This window comes from Streptomyces sp. NPDC030838 (genome assembly GCF_055572035.1).
The window spans coordinates 348,548-365,942 of record NZ_JBVIED010000003.1 but is presented as its reverse complement, the minus strand read 5'-3'; the positions used below and the strand labels follow the sequence as shown (position 1 = coordinate 365,942).

At 72.7% G+C, this 17,395-nt stretch carries 15 protein-coding genes; 10 read left to right on the top strand and 5 right to left on the bottom strand.

Annotated features, from left to right (window positions below; genetic code table 11):
- Position 1 precedes the first annotated feature (1 nt).
- From ACZ42A_RS12155 to ACZ42A_RS12130, 6 genes are read left to right on the top strand one after another with little or no spacing between them, the layout of a single operon-like run.
- On the top strand, positions 2-1,849 hold the full coding sequence (locus ACZ42A_RS12155) for an acetyl/propionyl/methylcrotonyl-CoA carboxylase subunit alpha (protein ID WP_468527081.1): 1,848 nt from the start codon (positions 2-4) through the stop codon (positions 1,847-1,849).
- A gap of 55 nt (positions 1,850-1,904) precedes the next feature.
- On the top strand, positions 1,905-3,038 hold the full coding sequence (locus tag ACZ42A_RS12150) for an acyl-CoA dehydrogenase family protein (RefSeq protein ID WP_468527080.1): 1,134 nt from the start codon (positions 1,905-1,907) through the stop codon (positions 3,036-3,038).
- A gap of 27 nt (positions 3,039-3,065) precedes the next feature.
- Positions 3,066-4,634: a 4-coumarate--CoA ligase family protein gene (locus ACZ42A_RS12145; protein ID WP_468527079.1), complete on the top strand. Its 1,569-nt coding sequence runs from the start codon at positions 3,066-3,068 to the stop codon at positions 4,632-4,634.
- The gene (locus ACZ42A_RS12140; RefSeq protein ID WP_468527078.1) at positions 4,631-5,365 is read left to right on the top strand and encodes an enoyl-CoA hydratase family protein; all 735 of its coding nucleotides are present in this window, start codon (positions 4,631-4,633) and stop codon (positions 5,363-5,365) included. The genes ACZ42A_RS12145 and ACZ42A_RS12140 overlap by 4 nt, the downstream gene beginning before the upstream one ends.
- A gap of 4 nt (positions 5,366-5,369) precedes the next feature.
- Entirely contained in the window at positions 5,370-5,972 is a 603-nt protein-coding gene (locus tag ACZ42A_RS12135) for a TetR/AcrR family transcriptional regulator (RefSeq protein WP_468527077.1), read from the top strand.
- A 2-nt stretch (positions 5,973-5,974) separates the two neighbouring features.
- Positions 5,975-6,532, top strand: a complete 558-nt coding sequence (locus ACZ42A_RS12130; RefSeq protein WP_468527076.1) for a hypothetical protein — start codon at positions 5,975-5,977, stop codon at positions 6,530-6,532.
- A gap of 72 nt (positions 6,533-6,604) precedes the next feature.
- Here the strand turns inward: ACZ42A_RS12130 and pdxH are convergent, their stop codons facing one another.
- A complete protein-coding gene (gene pdxH / locus ACZ42A_RS12125) occupies positions 6,605-7,294 on the bottom strand; it encodes a pyridoxamine 5'-phosphate oxidase (RefSeq protein ID WP_468527075.1) in 690 nt (229 codons plus the stop codon).
- A 279-nt stretch (positions 7,295-7,573) separates the two neighbouring features.
- Here pdxH and ACZ42A_RS12120 point away from each other — a divergent pair, with 279 nt between their 5' ends.
- The gene (locus tag ACZ42A_RS12120) at positions 7,574-8,674 is read left to right on the top strand and encodes a citrate synthase 2 (protein ID WP_468527074.1); all 1,101 of its coding nucleotides are present in this window, start codon (positions 7,574-7,576) and stop codon (positions 8,672-8,674) included.
- A gap of 31 nt (positions 8,675-8,705) precedes the next feature.
- On the opposite strand, the gene ACZ42A_RS12115 is transcribed toward ACZ42A_RS12120, so the two are convergent.
- Complete coding sequence (locus tag ACZ42A_RS12115) at positions 8,706-9,725, bottom strand: isopenicillin N synthase family dioxygenase (protein ID WP_468527073.1); 1,020 nt, start codon at positions 9,723-9,725, stop codon at positions 8,706-8,708.
- A 710-nt stretch (positions 9,726-10,435) separates the two neighbouring features.
- Here ACZ42A_RS12115 and ACZ42A_RS12110 point away from each other — a divergent pair.
- A complete protein-coding gene (locus tag ACZ42A_RS12110; protein ID WP_468527072.1) occupies positions 10,436-11,827 on the top strand; it encodes a PAS domain-containing protein in 1,392 nt (463 codons plus the stop codon).
- A 14-nt stretch (positions 11,828-11,841) separates the two neighbouring features.
- Here the strand turns inward: ACZ42A_RS12110 and ACZ42A_RS12105 are convergent, their stop codons facing one another.
- Positions 11,842-12,597: an SIS domain-containing protein gene (locus tag ACZ42A_RS12105; protein WP_468527071.1), complete on the bottom strand. Its 756-nt coding sequence runs from the start codon at positions 12,595-12,597 to the stop codon at positions 11,842-11,844.
- Positions 12,598-12,854: 257 nt separating this feature from the next.
- Between ACZ42A_RS12105 and ACZ42A_RS12100 the strand changes: the two genes are divergently transcribed.
- A complete protein-coding gene (locus ACZ42A_RS12100; protein WP_165999814.1) occupies positions 12,855-13,547 on the top strand; it encodes a metal-dependent transcriptional regulator in 693 nt (230 codons plus the stop codon).
- Positions 13,548-14,047: 500 nt separating this feature from the next.
- The gene (locus ACZ42A_RS12095; RefSeq protein WP_468527070.1) at positions 14,048-14,914 is read left to right on the top strand and encodes an alpha/beta fold hydrolase; all 867 of its coding nucleotides are present in this window, start codon (positions 14,048-14,050) and stop codon (positions 14,912-14,914) included.
- A gap of 22 nt (positions 14,915-14,936) precedes the next feature.
- Here ACZ42A_RS12095 and ACZ42A_RS12090 read toward each other — a convergent pair whose 3' ends face one another.
- On the bottom strand, positions 14,937-16,538 hold the full coding sequence (locus tag ACZ42A_RS12090) for a transporter (RefSeq protein WP_468527069.1): 1,602 nt from the start codon (positions 16,536-16,538) through the stop codon (positions 14,937-14,939).
- Complete coding sequence (locus ACZ42A_RS12085) at positions 16,535-17,305, bottom strand: ABC transporter ATP-binding protein (protein WP_468527068.1); 771 nt, start codon at positions 17,303-17,305, stop codon at positions 16,535-16,537. Before ACZ42A_RS12085 ends, ACZ42A_RS12090 begins: the two co-directional genes overlap by 4 nt.
- Positions 17,306-17,395: the final 90 nt, after the last annotated feature.

Here is a 17,395-nt window from a genome sequence, read left to right as displayed (position 1 = left end):
TGTGATCACTTCTGTGCTCGTCGCCAACCGGGGCGAGATCGCCTGCCGTGTCTTCCGCACCTGCCGTGAGTTGGGAATCCGGACGGTCGCGGTGCACTCCGACGCCGACGAAAACGCCCTCCACGCGCGCGTGGCCGACGCGGCGGTACGCCTGCCGGGGGCGGCACCCGCCCACACCTACCTGCGCGGCGACCTGATCGTGAAGGCCGCCCTCGCCGCCGGCGCCGACGCCGTGCACCCCGGCTACGGCTTCCTCTCCGAGAACCCCGGCTTCGCCCGCGCGGTCCTCGACGCGGGCCTGGTCTGGATCGGCCCGCCCCCGGAGGCGATCGAGGCCATGGCGTCCAAGACCCGCGCCAAGGAACTGCTGGGCCTCGCCCCCCTGCGCGACGTCACCGAGGCCGACCTGCCGGTGCTGGTGAAGGCGGCCGCCGGTGGCGGCGGGCGCGGCATGCGGGTCGTACGCCGCCTCGCCGACCTGGACGCGGAACTGACGGCCGCCCGCGCGGAGGCACGGTCCGCCTTCGGCGACGACGAGGTGTTCGTCGAGCCGTACGTCGAGGACGGACGCCACGTCGAGGTGCAGGTGCTCGCCGACACGCACGGCACGGTGTGGGCGCTCGGCACCCGCGACTGTTCCCTCCAGCGCCGCCACCAGAAGGTGATCGAGGAGGCCCCGGCGCCCGGACTGAGCCCCGAACTCACCCACGAGCTGCACGAGACCGCCGTACGCGCCGCCCGCGCGGTCGGCTACACAGGCGCCGGCACGGTCGAGTTCCTGGTCGCCGACGGGAAGGCGCACTTCCTGGAGATGAACACCCGCCTCCAGGTCGAACACCCCGTCACCGAGGCCGTGTTCGGCGTCGACCTGGTGGCCCTCCAGATCCGTGTCGCCGAGGGCCACGCCCTCGAAAACGACCCTCCCCGCGCGCGTGGCCACGCCGTGGAGGCCCGCCTCTACGCCGAGGACCCGGCGAACGGCTGGGCCCCGCAGACCGGCACCCTGCACCGCCTGGCCGTCCCGGACACCGTCCGCCTCGACACCGGTTACACCGACGGCGACCCGATCGGCGTCCACTACGACCCCCTCCTCGCCAAGGCCGTCGCCCACGCGCCCACCCGCGCGGAGGCGATCCGCAAGCTCGCCGGCGCACTGGAGCAGGCGGCGATCCACGGCCCGGTCACCAACCGCGACCTCCTGATCCGCTCCCTGCGGCACAAAGAGTTCACGTCCGCCCACATGGACACCGGCTTCTACGACCGCCACCTGCCGGAGCTGACCGAACCCGCCCCCGACCCCCACGCCCCCCTAGCCGCCGCCCTCGCCGACGCCCACGGCCGCTCCCGCTTCGGCGGCTGGCGCAACCTGCCCTCCCAGCCGCAGACCAAGCGGTACACGATGGCAGGCGAGGAGCACGAGGTCCACTACCACCACACCCGCGCGGGCACCCTGGAAGCCGACGGGGTGCGCGTCGCACACGCCGACGCCCGTCTCGTCGTCCTCGAGGTGGACGGCGTACGACGGACGTACACGGTGGCGCGGTACGGCGACGAGATCCACGTCAACCAGACGGCCCTGCGCGCCCTTCCCCGCTTCCCCGATCCCGCTGCCCAGCACGCCCCGGGTTCCCTCCTCGCCCCCATGCCCGGCACGGTCGTCCGCATAGCCGACGGCCTGACCGCAGGAGCCGCCGTACGGGCCGGAGAGCCCCTGCTCTGGCTGGAGGCGATGAAGATGCAGCACCAGATCTCCGCACCGGTGACAGGAACCCTGAACGCCCTGCACGCAAGGCCGGGCCAGCAGGTGGAACTCGGCGCCCTCTTGGCCGTGGTGAGTGAAACCCCCTAGGGGCGCGGGGAACTGCGCGACCAGCCACAGACAACCCGCAGACCGAAGGAGCCCAGTGACCACCCTCCTCGAATCCGAAGAGAACAAAGCCCTCCGAAACGCGGTAGCAGCCCTCGGCAACCGCCACGGCCGCAACCACAACCACCAGGAACTCTGGTCCGAAGCAGGCAAACTCGGCTACCTCGGCGTCAACCTCCCGGAGGAATACGGAGGCGGAGGCGGCGGCATCACCGAACTCTCCATCGTCCTGGAAGAGCTCGGCGCAGCCGGCTGCCCCCTCCTGATGCTGGTCGTCTCCCCGGCCATCTGCGGCACGGTCATCGCCCGCTTCGGCACGGAAGAACAGAAGCGGACCTGGCTCCCCGGAATCGCCGAAGGCACCCGCACCATGGCCTTCGGCATCACCGAACCCGACGCCGGCTCCAACTCCCACCGCATCACCACCACGGCCCGCCGGGACGGCGCCGACTGGCTCCTCACCGGCCGCAAGGTCTTCGTCTCCGGCGTCGACATCGCCGAGGCGACCCTCATCGTCGGCCGCACCGAGGACGCCCGCACCGGCCGTCTGAAGCCCTGCCTGTTCATCGTCCCCCGGGACGCGCCCGGGTTCGGGCGACGCAAGATCGACATGGAGATCCAGGCCCCGGAGAAGCAGTTCGAGCTGACCCTGGACGACGTACGGCTCCCCGCCGACGCGCTCGTCGGCGACGAGGACGCGGGCCTGCTGCAGCTCTTCGCCGGCCTCAACCCCGAACGGATCATGACCGCCGCGTTCGCCATCGGCATGGGCCGCTACGCGATCGCCCGAGCCGTCGAGTACGCCCGCGACCGCACCGTGTGGAAGTCCCCCATCGGCGCCCACCAGGCCATCGCCCACCCCCTCGCACAGGCGCACATCGACCTGGAGCTGGCCCGGCTGATGATGCAGAAGGCGGCCCATCTGTACGACGCGGGGGACGACGCCGGCGCGGGCGAGGCGGCCAACATGGCCAAGTACGCCGCCGGGGAGGCCTGCGCGAAGGCCGTCGACCAGGCCGTGCACACCCTCGGCGGCAACGGCCTCACCCGCGAGTTCGGCCTCGCCTCGCTCATCACGGCCGCGCGCGTGGCTCGTATCGCGCCGGTGAGCCGGGAGATGATTCTGAACTACGTCTCCCACCAGGCCCTGGGTCTGCCCAAGTCGTACTGACACCCGCCCCCGCGCGAGGAGGAACCGATGTTCCGCAGCGAGTACGCAGACGTCCAGCCCGTGAACCTGCCCATCCACGAAGCGGTCCTCGGCCGGGCCGCCGAGTTCGGTGACGCGCCCGCGCTCATCGACGGCACCGACGGCACCACCCTGTCGTACGAGCAGGTGGACCGGTTCCACCGGCGTATCGCCGCCGCGCTCGCCGAGGCGGGCGTGCGCAAGGGCGACGTGCTCGCCCTGCACAGCCCCAACACGATCGCCTTCCCCACCGCGTTCTACGCCGCCACGCGCGCGGGTGCCGCCGTCACCACGGTGCACCCGCTCGCCACGGCGGAGGAGTTCGCCAAGCAACTCGGCGACTCGGCGGCCCGCTGGATCGTCACCGTGTCCCCGCTGCTCGACACCGCGCGGCGGGCCGCCGAGCTCGCGGGCGGCGTCCGGGAGATCTTCGTCTGCGACAGCGCGCCCGGACACCGCTCGCTGATCGACATGCTGGGGTCGACGGCCCCCGAGCCCGTGGTCGACATCGACCCCGCGGAGGACCTGGCCGCCCTGCCGTACTCCTCGGGCACCACCGGCACCCCCAAGGGCGTGATGCTGACCCACCGGCAGATCGCCACCAACCTGGCACAGCTGGAACCGGCCATCGACGCGGGACCCGGGGAACGCGTCCTCGCCGTGCTGCCGTTCTTCCACATCTACGGGCTGACGGCCCTGATGAACGCCCCGCTCCGGCAGGGCGCCACCGTCGTCGTGCTGCCCCGCTTCGACCTGGAGACCTTCCTCGCGGCCATCCAGAACCACCGCATCACCGCCCTGTACGTGGCCCCGCCGATCGTGCTCGCCCTGGCCAAGCACCCGCTGGTCGCGCGGTACGACCTGTCGTCCCTGAAGTACGTGATCAGCGCCGCCGCACCGCTGGACGCCGGCCTCGCCGCGGCCTGCTCCCGCCGGCTGGACCTGCCGCCCGTCGGCCAGGCGTACGGCATGACGGAACTGTCCCCGGGAACCCATGTCGTCCCCCTCGACGCCATGCGGGACGCGCCTCCCGGGACCGTCGGGAAGCTGATCGCCGGGACGGAGATGCGGATCGTCTCCCTCGACGACCCCGGCAAGGATCTCGGGCCGGGGGAGGCGGGGGAGATCCTGATCCGCGGTCCCCAGGTGATGAAGGGCTACCTCGGGCGGCCCGACGCCACCGCCGCGATGATCGACCCGGACGGCTGGCTGCACACCGGCGACATCGGCCACGTCGACCGCGACGGCTGGCTCTTCGTCGTCGACCGCGTCAAGGAGCTGATCAAGTACAAGGGCTTCCAGGTCGCCCCGGCCGAACTGGAGGCGCTGCTCCTCACCCACCCCGGCATCGCCGACGCCGCCGTCATCGGCGTCTACAACGAGGACGGAAACGAGGTCCCGCGTGCGTACGTGGTGCGCCAGCCGAACGCCGGGGACCTCTCCGAAGGAGAGGTCATGATGTACGTCGCCGAACGCGTCGCCCCCTACAAGCGCGTCCGCCAGGTCACCTTCATCGACGCGGTGCCGCGGGCCGCCTCCGGGAAGATCCTGCGCCGGGAACTGCGGGAGCGGGCATGACGTCGATCGTGCGGACCCGCGCGCGGGGGATCGAGACCCTGGCCCTCGACTCCCCGCACAACCGCAACGCGCTGTCCGCGGCGCTGCTGGGAGAGCTGGCCGACGCGCTCACGGAGTGCGGCAAGGACGGCGACGTCCGCGCGGTCGTCCTCACCCACACCGGCACCACGTTCAGCGCCGGCGCCGACCTGAAGGACCCTCCCGACCCCGACGCGCTCGTCGCCCTCCTCCGGCAGCTCGTCGAACTTCCCAGACCGGTCGTCGCCCGCGTCACCGGGCACGTCCGCGCGGGCGGCCTCGGCCTGCTCGCCGCCTGCGACATCACCGCCGCCTCCGCCACAGCCACGTTCGCGTTCACCGAGGTGCGGATCGGGGTGGCGCCCGCGGTGATCTCCCTGCCGCTGCTGCCCCGCACCGACCCGCGCGCCCTCGCCCGCTACTACCTCACCGGGGAGCGGTTCGACGCCGCCGAGGCGGCCCGCATCGGCCTGCTCACCGCGGCCGGCGACGACGTGGACGACGTACTGGCACCGATCCTGGACGGCCTCAGGCGTTCCGCGCCCGAGGCCCTGGCCGAGACGAAACGGCTGCTCGCGGCTAGGGTGCTGGAGACCTTCGACCGGGACGCGGACCGTCTGACCGCGCTCTCGGCCCGGCTGTTCTCCTCACCGCGGGCCCGCGAGGGGATGACGGCCTTCCTGGAACGACGGGATCCCGAATGGGTGCTGTGACGGAATGAGTGCTGTGACGACAGTCGACCGCGTCCCCAAGCAGGACCGCAGCCGGGCCACCCGGCAGCGGCTGCTGGCCGCCGCCGTGGCCTGCCTCGCCGAACACGGCTGGGCGGGCTCCACGGTGTCCGTCGTCGCCGAACGCGCCGGGGTCTCCCGCGGCGCCGCCCAGCACCACTTCCCCACCCGCGAGGACCTGTTCACCGCCGCCGTCGAGTACGTCGCCGAGGAACGCTCCGACGCCCTGCGCGCCCTCTTCCCCGAGGGCGCGGCAGGCGACCGCCGGGCCGTCGTCGCCGCCCTCGTCGACCTGTACACCGGCCCGCTCTTCCGCGCAGCCCTGCACCTGTGGGTCGCCGCGTCCAACGAGGAGCAGCTGCGCCCCCGGGTCACCGAACTGGAGGCGCGCGTGGGCCGCGAGACCCACCGCATCGCCGTGGACCTCCTCGGCGCCGACGAGTCCCGCCCCGGCGTCCGCGAGACCGTGCAGGGCCTGCTCGACATGGCCCGCGGCCTCGGCCTCGCCAACCTCCTCACCGACGACGCGCCGCGCCGGGAGCGCGTGGTGGACCAGTGGGCGGCGCTGCTGGACGCGGCGCTGGGCTGACCATGGGCGACCGTTTCCAGGTGTTCGTCGACCTCGACGCGAGCACCGACGACGCACCGCGGCTCGCCCAGCGCGTCGTCGACCGGCTCGTCGCCGAGGGCATCGTCCTCGCCGGGCGCACGACGTGCGTCCCCGGGCAGCCCCTGGGCCATCCGCCCGGCCCGAACTGGCACCGGGCCGTGCGGGACGACTGGGACTGGGAGCCGTCGGACGGCCTCGCCGTCCACACCCGGCGCACCGGCTTCCCCAGCGGCGCCGACATGCCGGGCGCGGCCGTCTGCCCGCGCTGCGCCGCGGCCACCCCGCTGGACGACGCGGCCTGGACGCGCTTCAGCGACGCGATGGAGACCTGGTACGACACCGGAACCGCCGCCGTCGGCTGCCCCGGCTGCGCCACGGCCGTCGCCCTGCCGGACTGGACCTGGGACGAGGCGCCCATCGCCTTCGGCCACCCGGGCTTCGAGTTCTGGAACTGGCCGGAGTTCACCGACGAGTTCCACACCTGGATGTCCCAGCTCCTCGACGGCCACCGCACGGCCTACGTCTGGGGCAAGATCTAGGGCCTGTCTTCCGGATCAGGCCCTAGGCCGTGTCCGCAAAGTCCCGCCTGCCCCGCGACGCCTGGCCCGCCCTCACGGGCTCAGCCGCTCCACCCGCCAGCTCCCGTCCGCCTGCGCCACGTACCGCAGCCGGTCGTGGAGCCGGTTCTCCCGGCCCTGCCAGAACTCCACCGACTGCGGTGCCACCCGGAACCCGCCCCAGTGCGGCGGCACCGGCACCTGCTCGCCGTCCGGGTAACGGGCCTCCAGCTCGGCGTAGGCGGCGTCCAGCTCGTCCCGGCCGGCGATCACCGAGGACTGCTCGCTCGCCCACGCGCCGAGCTGGGAGCCGTGCGGCCGGGTGCGGAAGTAGGCGGCCGTCTCGTCGCGGCCGGTGCGCCGGGCCACGCCCGTGACGATGACCTGCCGGGCCATCGGATACCAGGGGAACAGCAGCGAGACGTACGGGTTCTCCGCCAGGTCACGGGCCTTGCGGGAGTCGTAGTTGGTGTAGAAGACGAAGCCCTGCTCGTCGAAGTGCTTCAGCAGCACCGTGCGCGAGCTGGGCCGCCCCTCGGCGTCGGCCGTGGAGACGACCATCGCGTTCGGCTCGAACAGCCGGCCCTCCGTCGCGGCCTGCCGAAACCAGCGGGCGAACTGCTGTACGGGCGTGGCGGCGAGATCGGCCTCGGCGAGCCCTTCCTCGCGGTAGTGCTTGCGCATCACCGAGGGATCGGGAATGGGCTCGGGGACAGCGGCGGGGACGGCGTCATGCTCGGTCACGCGGTCATCTTGCCGTATGGCCCACCGCCGTACGCCACGGTGTCCTTCATCACTGCGTGGCACTCAGTGCCGCGAAACCTCCCCAGGGTTGACACTCGGGGATATCGTGCAGATGCCGTCCCGGTGGGGTGACCGCCGGCCGCACGGGGCATCACCCGAGTGACCGTTCGTGACCGCGAGCCCGTCACCGGCCGTGGATCCCCAGGGCGATCACCCACAGCCGCACCTACAGCCGGGCCTGCCCCACAACCCGTCGCACACATCACGAGGAGCCGCCTGATGTCCGACTTCGTACCCGGACTCGAAGGAGTCGTCGCGTTCGAGACGGAGATCGCCGAACCGGACAAGGAGGGCGGCGCCCTCCGGTACCGGGGCGTCGACATCGAGGACCTGGTCGGCCATGTCTCCTTCGGCAACGTCTGGGGCCTGCTCGTCGACGGCGCCTTCAACCCCGGCCTGCCGCCCGCCGAGCCGTTCCCCATCCCCGTGCACTCCGGCGACATCCGCGTCGACGTCCAGTCCGCGCTCGCCATGCTGGCGCCCGTGTGGGGCCTGAAACCCCTCCTGGACATCGACGCCGAGCAGGCCCGCGAAGACCTGGCCCGCGCCGCCGTCATGGCCCTGTCGTACGTCGCCCAGTCCGCCCGCGGCCAGGGCCTGCCCATGGTTCCGCAGCGCGAGATCGACAAGGCCCAGTCCGTCGTCGAACGCTTCATGATCCGCTGGCGGGGCGAGCCCGACCCCCGGCACGTCGCCGCGGTCGACGCCTACTGGACCTCCGCCGCCGAGCACGGCATGAACGCCTCCACCTTCACCGCCCGGGTCATCGCCTCCACCGGCGCGGACGTGGCCGCGGCGCTCTCCGGGGCCGTAGGGGCCATGTCCGGCCCGCTGCACGGCGGCGCCCCCTCCCGCGTCCTGCACATGATCGAGGAGATCGAGCGCACCGGCGACGCCGAGGCGTACGTCAAGAAGACCCTCGACAAGGGCGAACGCCTCATGGGCTTCGGCCACCGCGTCTACCGCGCCGAGGACCCCCGCGCGCGCGTGCTGCGCCGCACCGCCCGCGAGCTCGGCGCCCCGCGCTTCGAGGTCGCCGAGGCCCTGGAGAAGGCGGCCCTGGAAGAGCTGCACAACCGCCGCCCGGACCGCGTCCTCGCCACCAACGTCGAGTTCTGGGCGGCGATCATGCTGGACTTCGCCGAGGTCCCGGCGCACATGTTCACCTCGATGTTCACCTGCGCCCGTACGGCGGGCTGGTCGGCGCACATCCTGGAGCAGAAGCGCACCGGCCGCCTCGTCCGCCCCTCCGCCCGCTACATCGGCCCCGGCCCGCGCGACCCGCGCGAGATCGAGGGCTACGCGGACATCGCGCGCTGAGCGCACTGAGCGCACTCAGCGCTGAAGGGCGTCACGCGGGGCTGAGCAGCTCCGCGTGATGCCGCCGGGCCGCCAGCGGATGCGCCCGCAGCTTGCCCTTCAGCTCGTTGAAGCCGTACTCCGCGAACAGCGGGTTCGCCGGATCGTCGGTCACCCCCGGCGCGGCGGAGGCGTGCGGGAACGGCAGCGGCTCGATCCGGGCGTCCAGCCGCGGGTTGTAGAAGAACGGCACGGAGAACCGCTCGGTGGCCCCGGGCGGCGAGACCACCCGGTGGTTCGTGGCCAGCAGATACCCGTTGGTGGCCACCTCCAGCAGCTCCCCGAGATTCACCACGAACGCCCCCGGGATCGGCGGCACGTCGTGGAAGAGCCCGTCCTCCCGCTGCACCTGAAGCCCGCCGACCTCGTCCTGCAGCAGCAGCGTCAGGAACCCGTAGTCCTTGTGGGCGCCCACCCCCTGGTCGGCGCCGTCTCCCGCGCTGCCCGGATACCGCACCAGCTTCAGATGCGGATGCGCGTGCTCCCCGAAGACCGGGTCGTAGAAGCCGGCGGGCGCGCCGATCGCGGTCAGCAGCTCGTGCAGCAGCCGCTCGGCGACCCCGCTGAGCCGGTCGATCCACGCCAGCGCGGCGGTGCGCAGCTCGGGCAGCGCGGCGGGCCACTGGTTCGGCCCCTGGAGCCACCAGTACGCCGGCTCGCCCGGACCGGGGATCCGGGCCGGCCGCTCCGCCCCGATGTCCAGCTGGTCCCGCCAGTCCCGGGCGCCGCCGGTGCGCTCGTCCCCGGTGCGCGTGTAACCGCGGAAATGCGGCGAGTTGACGTTGTCGAGGGCGAGCCGGTCCGCCTCGGGCAGCGCGAAGAAGCGGCGCATGGCGGAGAGCAGCGCCTCGGTCTCGGCCTGCGAGACCCCGTGCCCGACGAGCTGGAAGAAGCCCACGTCGTGCGCGGCGGCGTGCAGCCGGGCATGCAGGGCCTCGCGGGCTTCGGGGCCGCCGTCGGCGGCGGAGAGATCGATGACGGGAAGTTGCCGGTACGGCGCAGAGAGGTTCATGTCAGACATCCGCAGGGGTACACGGGGGCCGCGCCGCCGCCGGGGTGGGGCGGGGACACGGCGCCGAACGAAGAAAAGAAAGAAGTAAAGGAACGCAGAAGAAGCGCAGAAGGGCCGGACGGCTCAGATGTGGGAGCGTCGACAGCCCATGCTCGTGACGCGGACGAAGTCCACGTGGCGGCGTCGAACGAGCGCGAGCATGCGCCCAGCGTACTGCGCTCGAACACCGGACGACGTGTCTCGCCCGGAACGCAGACGACCCGCGAGCCTGGTCCTCCTCGAAGGAGGAGCCGGTCGGACGTACCGGCAGCTCGCGGGTCGGGTGACTGCTTGGGATTGGGCCGGCTGCGCGCTTCGCTCACGCGCTGGTCCGGCACCGCACTGAGTGTGGTGGCGAGCCGCTAGCCCGCAGCCACCTCACGCGTCCGGTTTTCATACATCTGCCGAACCACCTCCCTTCTCGTGTACCGCACACCCTAAGAACCGCCCTGGGACCGCTCAACCCCTTTTTTGGCGGACCCGTACGGGGCCGTGCCCTGGCGTTCGGTGCATGACAACGTGACGGCGGTTTCCGGACGGCAACGATTCGTCGCGGATTCCTTGCAATCTTGCGGGAACCATATGTGGGCTGGGTCACGTTCGAGTTGAATGATTGCCAGTGAGCGCGACCGACGTGCCGTACGTGCGGACACAGCCTGCAGGGGGTCCAGGTGAGTGCTTCCCGGCGTAGTGGGACCACCGACGAACTGGGGCCGGACGAGCCCGAGCGGGATGGTTCGGATCTGCTTGCCGCGCTGCTGGACGGCATGGACGCCGCCCTGTGCGCGTTCGACGCCGACGGGGTCGTCACGCACTGGAACCGCGAGGCCGAGCGGATCCTCGGCTGGACCGCGGCCGAGGCCGTGGGCCGGCACGGGTTCGCCGGCTGGGCGGTGCGCAGCGCGGACGCCGAGGAGGTGGAGGCGCGGCTGCTGTCCGCCATGCACGCGCCGGGTCGGCAGGTGCACGAGTTCGCGCTGGTGACCAAGGACGGCGGGCGGGTGCTCGTACGGACCCAGTCCGCCGCCGTACGCGGGCCGGACGGCAAGCCCGCCGGGGTGTACTGCGCCTTCAGCGAGGTGCACGCGCAGATCGACCTGGAGCGGTCCATCGCGCTCAGTGAGGCCCTGTTCGAGGACGCCAGCTGGGGTGTCGTGCTGGTCGACGCCGATCTGCGCCCGGCGGTCGTCAACGCGCACGCGGCCCGCGCGCTGGGCACCGGGCGTACGGCGGTGCTGGGGCGGCCGCTCGGGGACCTGCTGGCCCAGGGTGTGGAGGAACTGGAGAGCGCGCTCACCCATGTGCTGGCCGAGGGCGCGCCGCCGGCGCCCGCCGAGATCTGGGTGGGGGTGCGCACCCCGGACGGGGAGCGGCGGCGCTGCTGGCGCTGCGGGTTCGTGCGGCTGGCCTCGCCGCTCGCGGAGGAGCCGGTGCCGCTGGGCGTCGGCTGGCTGTTCCAGGACGTCACCGAGGCGAAGCAGGGTGAGCAGGAGGCCGCGCTGCTGCGGTTCCGGACCAACCAGCTGCACCGCGCGGCGCGGGCGGCGGCGGAGTGCGAGGACCCGCTGGAGGCGGCCACCGTCCATCTGGACTTCGCGCTGGCCGGGTTCGCCGATCACGCGCTGATCGACCGGGTCGTGGGCGGGGCGATCGCGGACGGGGAGATCTCGGGGCCGGTGCGGCTGGTCCGGATCGCGGCCACCCCCTCCGGCGCGCCCGGGCCCAGCCTGTCGGTGGGCCAGGCGGGGCTGCCGGTGCGCTACGGCGAGGGGCATCCGGCGTTGCAGTGCGTGGAGCGGATCGGCACCGTGCGGGCCGGCGTCGGGACGGTGCCGGCGGACCAGGCGCGGGCCTGGGCGCGGGCCCGGCAGTGGCCGGAGGACGCGGTGCACGCGCTGTGCGCGGTGCTGCGCAGCCGGGGGCGGACGCTGGGCGTGGTGACGTTTCTGCGGGCGAGCGGGCGGAGCGCCTTCGAGCGGTCCGACACGGCGTACGCCGAGGACGTCGCCGTACGGATCGGGGCGGCGCTGGATCTGGCGGGGCTGGTGCGGTCCGAGCCGTAAGCGCTCGGGGTGGCTCACTGCCGGTAGAAGATCCGGTCCCCGTACTGCTCGAAGACGCGGCCGTTCCACTCGTGGCCGCCGTCGACGTTGCCGGAGCGCAGCAGCGGGGGCTCGATGCCGCGCTCGGCGAGGACACCGGCGGCGGTGGCCATCACGGCCTGCAGGAGGGCCGTGGTGACGACCGTGGAGGCGGGTGCGAAGGGCGCCGGGACGCTGTCGAGGGTCAGCTCGGCGTCACCGATGGCGATCTTCGAGTCGAGGACGATGTCGCAGTGGTCCTTGAGGAAGGTGCCGGAGGCGTGCCGTGAGCTGGTCTGCGTGGCGTAGGCGACCGAGGTGACGCCGATGACGCGGATGCCGAGGGCGCGGGCGTTCATCGCCATCTCGACGGGGAGGGCGTTGCGGCCGGAGAGGGAGACGATCACGAGGGCGTCGCCCGCGCGGAGCGGGGAGCTGTCCAGGACGGCGGCGGCGAGGCCGTCGACGCGTTCCAGGGCGGAGCCGAGGGTGGCGGGCATGACGTCGACGCCCACGACCCCGGGGACGGCGAGCAGGTTCATCAGGGCGAGGCCGCCGGCGCGGTAGACGAGGTCCTGGGCGGCGAGCGAGGAGTGGCCGGCGCCGAAGGCGAAGAGCCGGCCGCCGTCGGCGACGGTGTCGGCGAGCAGGGTGCCGGCCGCGGCGATGGGGGCGGCCTCCTCGTCGCGGACACGTTGCAGCAGGCCGATCGCGGCGTCCAGGTACTGGTCGGCCAGCTTGCTGTCGCCCATGCGAGCTCCTTCGCGCCGTCGCGTGTGTCGCGGATCGCTGTTGCGTGTGTCGCGGATCACCGTGCGGTCTGGACCATTGTGCTGTCAATACGGGGTGGCGCGGGAGGGGGTGTCCGGGACTCCCGTGTCCAGGCCTCCGGCCCCCGGTTCCGGCGGCGCCGCACGGTTGTCAGTGGCATCCGGCAGAATTGATGACAGGGCCAGCGCACGCGCCGAAGCGCCGTCGAGCATTCGGCAGATCTCATCGAGGGGCACGTATGTCCGGACTGATCGACACCACGGAGATGTATCTCCGCACCATCCTCGAGCTGGAGGAGGAAGGTGTGGTCCCCATGCGCGCCCGGATCGCCGAGCGGCTCGACCAGAGCGGGCCGACGGTCAGCCAGACCGTGGCGCGGATGGAGCGTGACGGCCTGGTGTCCGTGGCCAGCGACCGGCATCTTGAGCTGACCGAGGAGGGCCGCCGGCTCGCCACGCGCGTGATGCGCAAGCACCGGCTCGCGGAGTGCCTGCTCGTCGACGTGATCGGCCTGGAGTGGGAGCAGGTGCACGCCGAGGCCTGCCGCTGGGAGCACGTGATGAGCGAGGCCGTCGAGCGGCGCGTCCTGGAGCTCCTGCGGCACCCGACCGAGTCGCCGTACGGCAACCCGATCCCGGGCCTGGAGGAGCTGGGCGAGAAGGACGGTGCCGACCCGTTCCTGGACGAGGGCATGGTCTCGCTGGCCGAGCTCGACCCGGGCACGGAGGGCAAGACGGTCGTGGTCCGCCGGATCGGCGAGCCGATCCAGACGGATGCCCAGCTGATGTACACGCTGCGCCGCGCGGGTGTGCAGCCCGGCTCGGTGGTGAGTGTGACGGAGTCGGCCGGCGGGGTGCTGGTGGGCAGCGGTGGCGAGGCCGCCGAGCTGGAGGCGGACGTCGCCTCCCATGTCTTCGTCGCCAAGCGCTGAGCCCGCGACCACCCTGTGGCGGTCAACTCCCTTGCGCCACAGGGGAGTTGTGACGTAGTCCCGTCGATCGTGTCGAATCCCGGACTCCGTGCGCCGAATCCCGGCGCCCGGCCGCTTCGCGTGTCAGGCTGTCGCGTGAGGCATATGACCGCGAGGGGTGGGGCGGATGGGTCGCGCATCGGCCGGTTCTGCAGAGGGCCCCGGCGCCCTGCGGCGCCGGGGCCTGTCCTCCCCTGTTTCGACCCGGAGCCCCGAGCTCTCAGGGTCGTCCCCCTCGGACCGGTTTCCCCGAGCGGTCCGCCTCCCGCTGAAGATCTCCCCTCGGCGGCGGCGATCAATCCTTGAGTGGGGTCACTCGAACGAGGGGTGTTGTCCGCCGAGACCGTATCTTCGAATGCGCTTTCGATAGTCTGCGGGGGCGGACAGCACACCGCACAGCAGCACCAGAGCACGACCAGCAGTACTCAGGCGTACGAGCGGAGCTTGGGGGGTGCCGGGACATGGCGCGGCGCATCGACGTGACCGGAGCGGGCGGCGTACGGCTCGCCGCCTGGGAGTTCGGCGACCCGCCCAAGAGCGACTCCGACCCGGACCCCGCCTCCCCCGGAGTGCTGTTACTCCACGGCCTGATGGGCCGCGCCTCGCACTGGGCGCCCACCGCCCGCTGGCTCGCGGAGCGGCATCGCGCCGTCGCACTCGACCAGCGCGGCCACGGCCAGAGCGAGAAGCCCCCACAGGCCGCCTTCACCCGTGAGGCCTACGTCGACGACGCCGAGGCCGCCCTGGAACAGCTCGGCCTCGGCCCGGCCGTCCTGATCGGCCATGCCATGGGCGCGCTGACCGCCTGGCAGCTCGCCGCCAAACGCCCCGACCTCGTCCGCGCCCTGATCATCTGTGATATGCGGGCCTCCGCGCTCGGCGCCGCCTCGCAGCGCGAGTGGGCCGCCTGGTTCAGGTCCTGGCCGGTGCCCTTCGCCACCCTCGCCGACGTCCGCAAGTGGTTCGGCGAGGACGACCCCTGGGTCGAGCGGCCGAACCCGGCCCGCGGCGCCTTCTACGCCGAGGTCATGGCCGAGTCCCCGGACGGCTGGCGGCCCGTCTTCGAGCCCGAGCAGATGCTGAAGTCCCGCGAGACCTGGGTCTACGACGCCCACTGGGAGGAGCTGGCCCAGGTCCGCTGCCCCGCCCTGGTGGTCCGCGGCCTCGACGGCGAGCTGGGCCGGGCCGAGGCCCAGGAGATGGTCCGGGTGCTGCCCCGCGGCGAGTACGCGGAGGTCGCCGACGCCGGCCACCTCGTCCACTACGACCAGCCCGAGGCCTGGCGCGCGGCGATCGAGCCGTTCCTGGACGCGGTCCGCACGCCCTGAACGCCCCCCGGGACCGCGCTCGTCACGCCTTGCTGACCGCCGTCAGGATCTCCGGCAGCCGCGCGGCCGTGCGCGGCGCGGCCAGGCGCAGGCCGGCGTAGGCGAGCGCCGCCCCGTAGACCGTGCCCGCCGGCAGCAGCAGCGCGCCCCACTCCTCGGCGTCCGCGCCGGTGTGGATCAGGATCGTGGCCACGATGAGGGGCGCGCACAGCAGCGCGGCGGCCACCATCCCGCCGAGGATGGAGATCCAGGCGAGCCCGGCCTGCCCGGGGGCCACGTTCTTGTAGCCCTCCTGCGGGATCGAGTACGGGAACCGCGCCGAACTCCACGCCCCGGTCGCCAGCATCGCCCCCAGCAGCGCGTAGGACAGCCCCAGCGCCTCCGGCAGCCGCGCCCAGTCGCCGAGCAGCGCCGTGGTCAGGACGGTGACCAGGGTGGCGTAGGGCAGGGTGATCACCAGCAGGGCCAGCGCCCGCCCGCGCAGTTCGACGTAGGCGTCCCGGGTGGACGAGATCGTCATCGCGACCATCCAGAACGCGGAGGTGTCCTGCCCGAACTGGTTGTACATCTGGATGCCGAGCATGCCCGCCGCGAAACAGGCGAAGTAGACCGACCCGGTGCCCTGGACGGCGTTGAACACCGGCACGATCAGCCCGATCGCCAGCGAGGTCACCCACGCCGCCTTGGTCTTCGGATCCCGCCACACATAGCGCAGGCTGCGGTCCATGACCGTCCCGGTCCGCCCGCCCGGCAGCAGCCGCCCGAGCCCGGTCGAGGACCGCTCCCGCGCGGCCGCGTCGGCGCTCGGCAGCGTGGACCCGTCCGGCGAGGTCATCAGCCGGGTCAGATGCCTCGCCCATACGGCGATCAGGGCCGCCAGCGCCGCCACGGTCAGCGCCAGTTGCAGCGCGGCCACCCCGTAGTCGCCCCCGCTCACCGAGTCCACCGCGGCGAGTGCCGACGCCGGCGGCACCCAGCGCAGCACGTCCGCCGCCGGGTCGAGCTGGCCGAGCCCCGACGAACCGAGCCGTTGCGCCCCGAAGTTGACGACCTGTGCGCCGACCGCCACGACCAGCCCGCTCAGCACCGCCAGGTCCCGCCCCCGGCGGCTGGTCAGCAGCCGGATGTTGGCGGCGGCGACGGCCCGCGCGAGGGCCACGCAGACGAGCAGCGCCAGCGCGACCCCGACGACGCCGACGACGTATGCCGCCGCCCCGCGCGCCACCGTGATCACCGAACCGGCGAACAGGCAGACCGTGAACAGCGGCCCGATTCCCACCAGCGAGGCGGCGAGCAGCGCCCGCACCAGCGGCCGGGGCCGCAGCGGCAGCATCACCAGCCGCGTCGGGTCGAGGGTCTCGTCCCCGCTGGGGAAGAACAGCGGCATCACCGCCCACCCCAGCCCCAGCACCGCCACCAGCAGCACGACCAGCGAGTCCGCGTGCGCGGTGCCGCGCAGCAGGACGAGACCGAGCACCTGGAGCACGGCGAACAGCAGCGTGACGACGGCCGACGCGATGTAGGCGGCCTTCCGCCCGCCGGACTGCCGCAACCCGTTGCGCAGCAGGGACAGCTTCAGCCGTACGACGGTGGCGGTGACGCCGGCTTCCGTGGCCGCGCTCATCGGGCCCCGCCGCCGAGCCAGTCGAGGTCGGTCCCGGAGTCCCGCCCGTGCGCGCCGACCAGTTCGAGGAAGGCCTTCTGGAGGGTGGGGGAGTCGCCCCGCACCTCGGCGAGGGTGCCATGGGCGCGGATCCGCCCGGCGGCCATGACGGCCACCCAGTCGCACAGTGACTCCACCAGCTCCATCACATGAGAGGAGAAGACGACGGTGGCCCCGGAGGCGGTGTACCGCTCCAGGACGCCCCGAATGGTCTGCGCGGAGACCGGGTCGACGCCCTCGAACGGCTCGTCGAGGAAGAGCACCTCGGGGTTGTGCAACAGGGCCGCCGCGAGCCCGATCTTCTTGCGCATACCGGTGGAGTAGTCGACGACCAGCTTGTGCTGGGCGCCCGCCAGATCCAGCACGTCCAGCAGCTGGCCGGCCCGCTTGTCGACCTCGGCGCCGGGCAGGCCGCGCAGCCTGCCCGTGTATCCCAGCAGTTCCCGCCCCGACAGCCGCTCGAACAGCCGCAGCCCCTCGGGCAGCACCCCGATCCGCGCCTTCACCTCGACCGGATCCCGCCACACGTCGTGCCCGACCACCTCGACGCTGCCCTGATCCGGCCGCAGCAGCCCGGTCACCATGGAGAGGGTCGTGGTCTTCCCGGCTCCATTGGGTCCGACGAGCCCGATGAACTTCCCGGCAGGCAGCTCCAGATCGATCCCGGCAACGGCGACCTGCTGCCCGAACCGCTTCCAGAGCCCATGAACGCGTACGGCTGACGTCATGTCTGAACCCTACGGTGGAGGAACTCCGAGAGGGGCGTGAGGAACTGCGCGAGCAACCACCCACGACCCGCAGCCGCCGAAGATCAGCAA